Genomic DNA, 7,273 nt, shown 5'->3' with positions numbered 1-7,273 from the left:
TCTCCTAGTGGGTCAGTCTTTTTTCTTAGTGTTCCACTTCAATTGTAAATTCAAGTTCACAAAAATAGCCACATCGGGTAAATTCGATGAGGCCAATTGGACTAGTCAATATGTCTCAGGCAATCAAAGCCGATCGCCATTGTACGAATATGCGAATCCATGCCAAAGCCTCTGGCGTCATAAGCTTCGACAGTGGCTAAAGAATCGGCGCTAAACAAAATTTGACCGAAGCGTACTTGGCGAAATTCAGCGCATGCAGCTAAAGCGGCACATTCCATTTCGACGACTTCAAAACCGTGATCGCAGGCGGCTTTGATTTTTGCCGGGGTTTCACGGAAATAAGCATCAGTTGTCCAAGTTTTCACTGGTTTGGCTTGTGGGCCAAGATAGGTTTGGAGTGCTTGGGCAAAGGGAACATTGAGCGCGATTGCTGGTGCGGGTGCAAGGTAGTGATAAGAAGTGCCTTCGTCGCGCAAGGCTTGCGTTGGGATCAACAGTTGATTTTCAGGGGTATTGACTAAGACGCCACAAGAGCCAACTGCCAGAATTTCTTCTGCACCATAGGCAATCAGAAATTCCATGATCTGGGTTGCTGCTGGTGCGCCAAGTGGTGCGAGGCAGGCACCAATCAGGTGTCCATCAACCTGACATGCATAAATTGAATAATCGTTGTTAATGGTGTGGAAGTCCCCAACAACACGAGCAGTTTGTTGGTCAATAAAGGCCTTGAAATTCGTTTCAGTGACGAATGCCATCAGCATCTTTTTAGGGAAGATAAAGCCTTGTTGGCGATCAGGCTCGATCACCGCCTTGTGGTCGTCACGTTGAAAAAGTGGTAGGTCGTCCATAAACATGGCTCCTCACGTCGATAGTAAGGTTAGAATACGTGATATATTGCAGTAAAGCAACGGTTTTTGAACCGCCTATTTCTGCAGTTGTGCAGGCCATTTGAAAATTTTTCTCACGTTTTTCTCATTTACAGGTTGACTTCATGAGAATCGATGGTAATATGATGTTATTGAGTTAATCAGATATGGCTTAGCGGAGAAGAGTAGCGAACGCGCGGCGGCAAAGAGAACCCGGATGGTGAAAAAGGGACGCCTGCAAATTTGTGAAGATGAGCTCCTAATAGCTTCACACCAGTTCACGCTGGCGCGACGGTCGCAACCGTTACCTTGCCGGGCATCAACAGGTGCCGTTGAGGAAAGCTTAGGCTTTCGAACTAGGGTGGTAACGCGGTAATTCGCCCCTATCTAGCATTGTGCTAGGTGGGGGCGATTTTTTTGTCTCAGAGGATTTTTAAGCGTTCTTAGTTCAGCGGGTAGCCTAGCTCAAGTGCTTGGACTGGTTTTTGGTCTAAGTGCTTGAGCGTAGCTAGGCGTCTGAACGTTGCTTGGAAATCCTCGACACCGCTAAGGCATATCAAAAGAATATAAAGACGCAATTAAAAAAAGGGAGATTTTTATTATGACTAAACCATACCGTGCCGACCTTGTAGGTTCCTTCTTACGCCCAGCAGAATTAAAGCAAGCTCATGTGGATTTTTTAGCTGGCAAATTATCCAACGCCCGTGAAGTGGAAATTCAACACGCTGCGATCAAAGACTTGGTTGAAAAGCAAGCCGCTGCAGGTTTCAAAGCAGTGACCGATGGCGAATTTTCTCGTCAATACTGGCATTTGGACTTCTTGTGGGGCTTAACTGGCGTCGACAAGCTGAACAATGTCAAATATGAACGCAACTTTAAAGGTAACATCAACACTGCCGATAACGTGACGTTGACGGCACTGATTGCAGAAAACCCTCACCACCCATTCTATGATGCTTTCGAATATCTCAAGTCTGTCGCACCAGCTGGTACGGAACCTAAATTTACGATCCCAAGTCCTGGTTTGTTGTTCCGTGACCACCGCTCTGACAACTGGGCAGATTTCTACGACTCTTTTGATGCTTACAAGCAAGCCGTCACCGAAGCCTATTCTGACACGATCAAACATTTCTATGACCTGGGTTTGCGCTACTTGCAAATCGATGACACCAACTGGGCTTACTTGATCGATAACTTGAAGAAGACGCAAGGCGATGCTGAAGCCCAAAAGCCATTCGTTGAATTAGCAGAAACCGCTCATGACATCATCAAAGCTGTCTTGGAAGCCAAGCCTGCTGACTTGACCATCGCGTCTCACATTTGCCGTGGGAACTTCCAATCCACTTTCTTGTTTGCTGGTGGTTATGAATATGTGGCCGATTACATCAAAGACTTGCCATACGACGGTTTGTTCTTGGAATATGACAACGAACGCTCCGGTAGCTTTGAACCTTTGAAGACCTTGTGGAATGGCGACAAGAACAAGCGCATCGTTTTAGGCTTGATCACGTCTAAGTTTGCTGAATTGGAAGATCCAAAGGCTATTGAAGCGCGGATCGCAGAAGCCAGCCAATTCGTGCCAAAGGAAAACTTGGCGATTTCCACCCAATGTGGTTTTGCTTCGACTGAAGAAGGCAACAAGATCACCGATGCTGACCAATGGGCGAAATTAGCCCTGGTGCAAAAAGTCGCTGCTGACACCTGGAAGGACTAGATCATTTTGAAAAAGTGGGTTGGAAAAATTGCCATGGGGCTGGCGTTAGTGTTAGGCTTAGCCGCTTGTGGTCAAAAGAAAACTGAAGACAAAACCATCAACATCGGCTCCATGGTGTCAGATGTGACGATTTGGCGGCATATCGCTAAGTCTCCTGAAGCCAAGAAAATGGGCTTAAAGATCAAAGTCACCAGCTTTCAAGATGGGGTACAACTCAACCAAGCCACACTCGATGGGAGTGTCGACGTCAACGCCTTTCAGTCATACGCGTATTTCCAAGCGTTTAACAAAGAACAGAAAGCCGGCAAGCAAGTGGCACTTGGTACGACTTACTTGGAGCCGATGGGCATTTATTCCGACAAGCACAAGAACTTGAAGCATATCCCAGATGGCGCCACAGTCGTGATCGCAAACGATGCCGCCAACGAAACGCGTGGTTTGGAACTGCTCGCCAAAGCTGGTTTGATCACCTTGCCGAAAAATTTTGACGCGTTGGGCAAAGTCCAAGACATTCAATCCAATCCACACCACTTGAAGTTCAAAGAAGCCCAAGACAACACCATTCCGCGCCTGATGAAAGATGCTGATTATGGTTTGTTGGCCAACACCGTGGCCTATGAAGCGGGGTTGAATGTTCTCAAAGATGCGTTGTATCATGAAAAGGTCGACCAAACCACGCGCAAAAACGTGAACATTTTGGCTACTGCTGCTAAAAACAAAGACAACAAGGCATATCGCAAACTGACCACCTTGTATCACAAACCAGCCATTCAAAAATGGTTGACGAAGAAATTTGGCGGCACCAAAGTCGAAGTCCAAAAGCCGATCAGTTACTTAAAAAATTAGGAGGAATTTACCATGGCTAAAGTTGAAAGTTTTGAATTGGATCACACGAAAGTCTTAGCACCATATGTCCGCTTGATCGCGGTAGAAGAAGGGACTAAAGGCGATAAGATCTCAAACTTTGATTTACGTTTGGTTCAACCTAACAAAGATGCGATCCCAACTGGCGGCTTGCACACCATTGAACATCTGTTGGCTAGCTTGTTGCGCGACCGTATGGATGGCGTCATCGATTGCTCCCCATTTGGCTGCCGTACTGGGTTTCATTTGATCACTTGGGGCGAACACTCCACCACTGAAGTTGCCAAGGCCCTCAAAGGGAGCTTGGAAGCCATCGCCAATGATATCAAGTGGGAAGATGTGCCAGGCACGACCATCGATTCTTGCGGGAACTACAAAGATCACTCCTTATTCTCTGCTAAGGAATGGAGCAAGCTGATTTTAAGCCAAGGTATTTCCGATGATCCATTTGTTCGCAATGTGATCTAATTTTAAAATGTATGCAGACAGCCTCTCGACATTTTTGGTCGAGGGGCTGTTTTGATGTCCGGCATCGTAAGTGTTTCAGGCCCGCCATCAGGTGCCAGTGGTCTGGTTACGTTTCAGTGATTTGAAATTGGGACTCCAGCTGGCCGCCGCGACATAGTGAGGGTCCTCGGGAAAGCTAACTTGGATCATCGCTACGCTCTGATTCAAGTGGATCTTTCCCTGCGGCTTTCCGTAAGCGATAGATCGCCAACGGAAATCTCACTATGTCGCGACGGCCAGCTTCCGTCCCAATTTCAAATCACTTCCACCACGCCTGACCACTGACGCCAGATAGCTACGAAGCGTATGATGTCAACTTTGATACCATATTTAAGACATCTGAATGTCGCAACGTAAGCGTGTTGAATCTGTAAGTTAGTGATACCAACTAGAAAATATGTGAGCGGAAGCGCCTTGGCAGAACGGAGGAAAATTGGACAATTGCCCGTGAGAGTGAAATCAAGTGAAACGCCGGGTTATGGCGGTTCGCGCGGATTTCACCGGCAGATTTGAAGACAAGTGTTCTTCTTGGCTTCAAATCTAGGCAAAAGAGCATTGGCCTGGGTTTGGCCAATCTCTGGCGCCGGCCGCACCGGCAACTTGTCCAGTTTTCCGTAGTGTCGCCAAACGCTTTCGCTCACATGTTTTCGGCCAAAGGCAGATTGGTATAGCTAACTGGAAGATGAAAACCACGCTTACGATGCCGGACATCATCAGTAAGGCTTGCACTTTTTAGTGTACTGTGTATACTAGTACACGTAATACAAAATAAGGAGGCGCAGCGCATGGATGATCCGAGATTCAGTCATTTGGCTTACTATGAACGCTTAGTGCTGGAAATTAAATCGCAGATCCTCAATGGCGCGTTAGCCGTGGGCGACAAGCTCCCGTCAGTGCGCGACATGGCCAAGCAAATGCAGCTCAACCCCAACACAGTGGCCAAAGCTTACAAAGCTTTAGAAGCCCAACAAGTTGTTGAGGTCAAACCAGGGCTTGGCAGTTTTGTAGCCGAGCCTAAGCCTGGCACCGATGATAAAACGCTCGGCACTTTGCAAGCGCGGTTTCAAGCGGTCGTGGTGTCGGCGTTAACGGTAGGGGTACCGCTAACAGAACTTGAAGAATGGTTGCAAGACGCTGCCAAAGGAGGGATTTCATGACTGTTGTAGTCGAACACCTGGACAAAACGATTTTCAAAAAGCCAGTTTTGGCTGATATCAGCTTCACGTTAGTCCCAGGTGAAATTGTTGGGTTAGTCGGGCGCAATGGTGTGGGCAAAACCACCATGATGCGCACTTTAGTGGATCAATACCATCCAGATGCGGGTAAAATTCTGGTGAATGATGCCGACCTCGCAAGGGTGCCAGCACGCCGGTCAGATCTTTTCTATTTAGATGCAGAAGGCATTTTCTTTAAACGTTGGCGCTTGACCAAAGTCGGGCAAGCTTTTCAAGCAGGTTATCCCAACTTTGACATGGCAGCTTATACGAAGTTGCTGGCGCGCTTCAATTTGAAGGATCAACGCTATGGCCAATTGTCCAAAGGTTATCAAGCTTTGGTGCGCGTCGCTTTGGCAATCGCCAGTAATGCGGAATTCATTTTATTTGATGAACCGTTTGATGGCTTAGATGTGATCGTGCGCCAACAAATCGTCGACCTGGTGATCGATTTAGTCGCTGATGGTAAACGTGGTGTGTTGATCGCATCGCATGACTTGCGCGAACTTGATGGGTTAGCTGATCGGGTGTTGATGCTCAAACACGAAACCTTGATCAAAGACATTCGCTTAGAAGACTTGCGCAAGCTTGCTTCCAAGCGGCAGATGGTATTTTCGGGTAAAACTATTCCAGATGTGATCAAAGCCAACGGGCACGTTTTATCGATTCAAGGGCGCGTGGCGATCGTGTTGTTTGAAGATTACAACGATACGGTCAAATCTGAAGTTGAAGCGGTGAAACCAGTGTTGAATGAAGCTTTGCCATTGCAATTAGCCGATCTTTTTATCAGCGAGTTAAAGGAGGACTAAATCATGGTGAATATCAAACAACTATGGTGGCGGCGTTATCGTGGGTTATTGCTATTAGTCCTGATTGCCGCAACCGCATGGATGGCGTTGTTGGCCAACGGGAAAATTTCAAGTTATCAAGAAGGCATTCAACCCAAAGGCTATGCGTCACGTTATGCCTATCAGGATGAAGTGAACAATTACAAACAGCATCCCAAAGACTACAGTGAACCGTTGAAAGATTTTAAGTCTTGGCAGCGTCAAACTGCGCAAATTTACCAAAGTCCTCAAGAATCTGCCAAAAGTATGGGCTTATCGAAAGACGAAACCGTCTTGCCGGCTTTTTCAAATGGTGAAGTAGTCGATATTGTGATCATTGTCGCGGCGTTATTGATCGGTGCTTTTGTGGCGGCGTGGGATCATTTAAGTCAATTTGATCGGTTTATCTTTGGCTTAGGCGTCAAACGTCAACAATATTACTGGTGGCGCACTAGCGGCTTGATCGGTTTAGCAACAGTGGCAACCGTGATCACGTTTGGTGGCTACTGGACATTGCTGTTCGCCAACATTCCTAGTGATATCGTGAATTTGTCAGGTTCGACGGCGTTGGCAATTTTTGGCTATAATTGGATCTTGACGGTGATGGGGATTTTGTTAGGACAGTTGATCGGCATCGTGGTGTCCAATCCAGTTGCCGTTGGGGTCACCAGCGTCGTTAGTATGATTCTGGGCTACTTGGGCGTCCAAAATCTGAGCACCTTGGCCGTTCAATTCAAGTGGATCAAGGGTAGCTTTCAATTAGATATGCCATTAGCTGGTTATTGGCCGATCATCATCGGGGCGGCAGTGCTGGTAGTAGGGGCATTATTTGGAGGCAAGCGAGCTTATCAGCAGTTGTCCTTGGATTATCCCGGCTGGCTACGGTTGCACAAGGCTTTGATCCCAACGACAGTCGTTGCTGTGATCCTGATCGCCAGTGGGGTGATGTTCTTCACCGAGCATGGTTATTGGGATAATCACACGTTGATGGTTCAATTTGTGATCGCTGTGATTGCTGGTGGCGTCGCCTTTTGGCATCATCGACGGATGACGACTGCATAAACTAGTCATGTGCCGCTGTGATTAATGCAAGCGATGCAATCGCTAGTCAAAATAAAGTTACCATGTTATACTCCTATCGAAGAGTAAAGTTCAAATTCTGACACCGCATCGGCGTAGTGACCCGATGTATGTTGGCGGCGAGGCCCCTTGTGGACCTCGTTTTTTTGTGGTGAATTGTCAAATTAAGTGCAAAGTCTCATTATAGAAAACTTCGTAGGG

The 7,273-nt window shown here is 47.1% G+C and carries 7 protein-coding genes; 6 read left to right on the top strand and 1 reads right to left on the bottom strand.

Annotated features, from left to right (window positions below; genetic code table 11):
- Nucleotides 1-101: 101 nt before the first annotated feature.
- Nucleotides 102-848, bottom strand: coding sequence for a nucleoside phosphorylase (locus tag FD01_RS13320; RefSeq protein ID WP_054719006.1), 747 nt, complete (start codon nt 846-848; stop codon nt 102-104).
- A gap of 619 nt (nt 849-1,467) precedes the next feature.
- Here FD01_RS13320 and FD01_RS13315 point away from each other — a divergent pair.
- From FD01_RS13315 to FD01_RS13290, 6 genes are all read left to right on the top strand, one after another.
- On the top strand, nt 1,468-2,580 hold the full coding sequence (locus FD01_RS13315; protein ID WP_056964771.1) for a 5-methyltetrahydropteroyltriglutamate--homocysteine S-methyltransferase: 1,113 nt from the start codon (nt 1,468-1,470) through the stop codon (nt 2,578-2,580).
- Between the two features lie 33 nt (nt 2,581-2,613).
- Nucleotides 2,614-3,426, top strand: coding sequence for a MetQ/NlpA family ABC transporter substrate-binding protein (locus FD01_RS13310; protein ID WP_056964769.1), 813 nt, complete (start codon nt 2,614-2,616; stop codon nt 3,424-3,426).
- A 12-nt stretch (nt 3,427-3,438) separates the two neighbouring features.
- Nucleotides 3,439-3,912, top strand: coding sequence for an S-ribosylhomocysteine lyase (locus tag FD01_RS13305; RefSeq protein WP_056964768.1), 474 nt, complete (start codon nt 3,439-3,441; stop codon nt 3,910-3,912).
- A gap of 824 nt (nt 3,913-4,736) precedes the next feature.
- Nucleotides 4,737-5,108 (top strand): GntR family transcriptional regulator, encoded by a 372-nt coding sequence (locus tag FD01_RS13300; RefSeq protein ID WP_054719009.1) that lies wholly within the window; start codon nt 4,737-4,739, stop codon nt 5,106-5,108.
- On the top strand, nt 5,105-5,974 hold the full coding sequence (locus FD01_RS13295) for an ATP-binding cassette domain-containing protein (RefSeq protein WP_054719012.1): 870 nt from the start codon (nt 5,105-5,107) through the stop codon (nt 5,972-5,974). The genes FD01_RS13300 and FD01_RS13295 overlap by 4 nt, the downstream gene beginning before the upstream one ends.
- A 3-nt stretch (nt 5,975-5,977) precedes the next feature.
- The gene (locus FD01_RS13290) at nt 5,978-7,054 is read left to right on the top strand and encodes an ABC transporter permease (protein ID WP_056964766.1); all 1,077 of its coding nucleotides are present in this window, start codon (nt 5,978-5,980) and stop codon (nt 7,052-7,054) included.
- Nucleotides 7,055-7,273 lie beyond the last annotated feature (219 nt).

This window comes from Lacticaseibacillus manihotivorans DSM 13343 = JCM 12514 (assembly GCF_001435035.1).
GTDB lineage: Bacteria > Bacillota > Bacilli > Lactobacillales > Lactobacillaceae > Lacticaseibacillus > Lacticaseibacillus manihotivorans.
This window is presented reverse-complemented; position numbering and strand designations above follow the sequence as displayed.

Excerpts from the sequence above, each read along its gene's own strand:
- FD01_RS13320 (WP_054719006.1), bottom strand. The coding sequence starts at position 848 with ATGGACGACCTACCACTTTTTCAACGTGACGACCACAAGGCGGTGATC.
- FD01_RS13315 (WP_056964771.1), top strand. The coding sequence starts at position 1,468 with ATGACTAAACCATACCGTGCCGACCTTGTAGGTTCCTTCTTACGCCCA.
- FD01_RS13310 (WP_056964769.1), top strand. The coding sequence starts at position 2,614 with ATGGGGCTGGCGTTAGTGTTAGGCTTAGCCGCTTGTGGTCAAAAGAAA.
- FD01_RS13305 (WP_056964768.1), top strand. The coding sequence starts at position 3,439 with ATGGCTAAAGTTGAAAGTTTTGAATTGGATCACACGAAAGTCTTAGCA.
- FD01_RS13300 (WP_054719009.1), top strand. The coding sequence starts at position 4,737 with ATGGATGATCCGAGATTCAGTCATTTGGCTTACTATGAACGCTTAGTG.
- FD01_RS13295 (WP_054719012.1), top strand. The coding sequence starts at position 5,105 with ATGACTGTTGTAGTCGAACACCTGGACAAAACGATTTTCAAAAAGCCA.
- FD01_RS13290 (WP_056964766.1), top strand. The coding sequence starts at position 5,978 with ATGGTGAATATCAAACAACTATGGTGGCGGCGTTATCGTGGGTTATTG.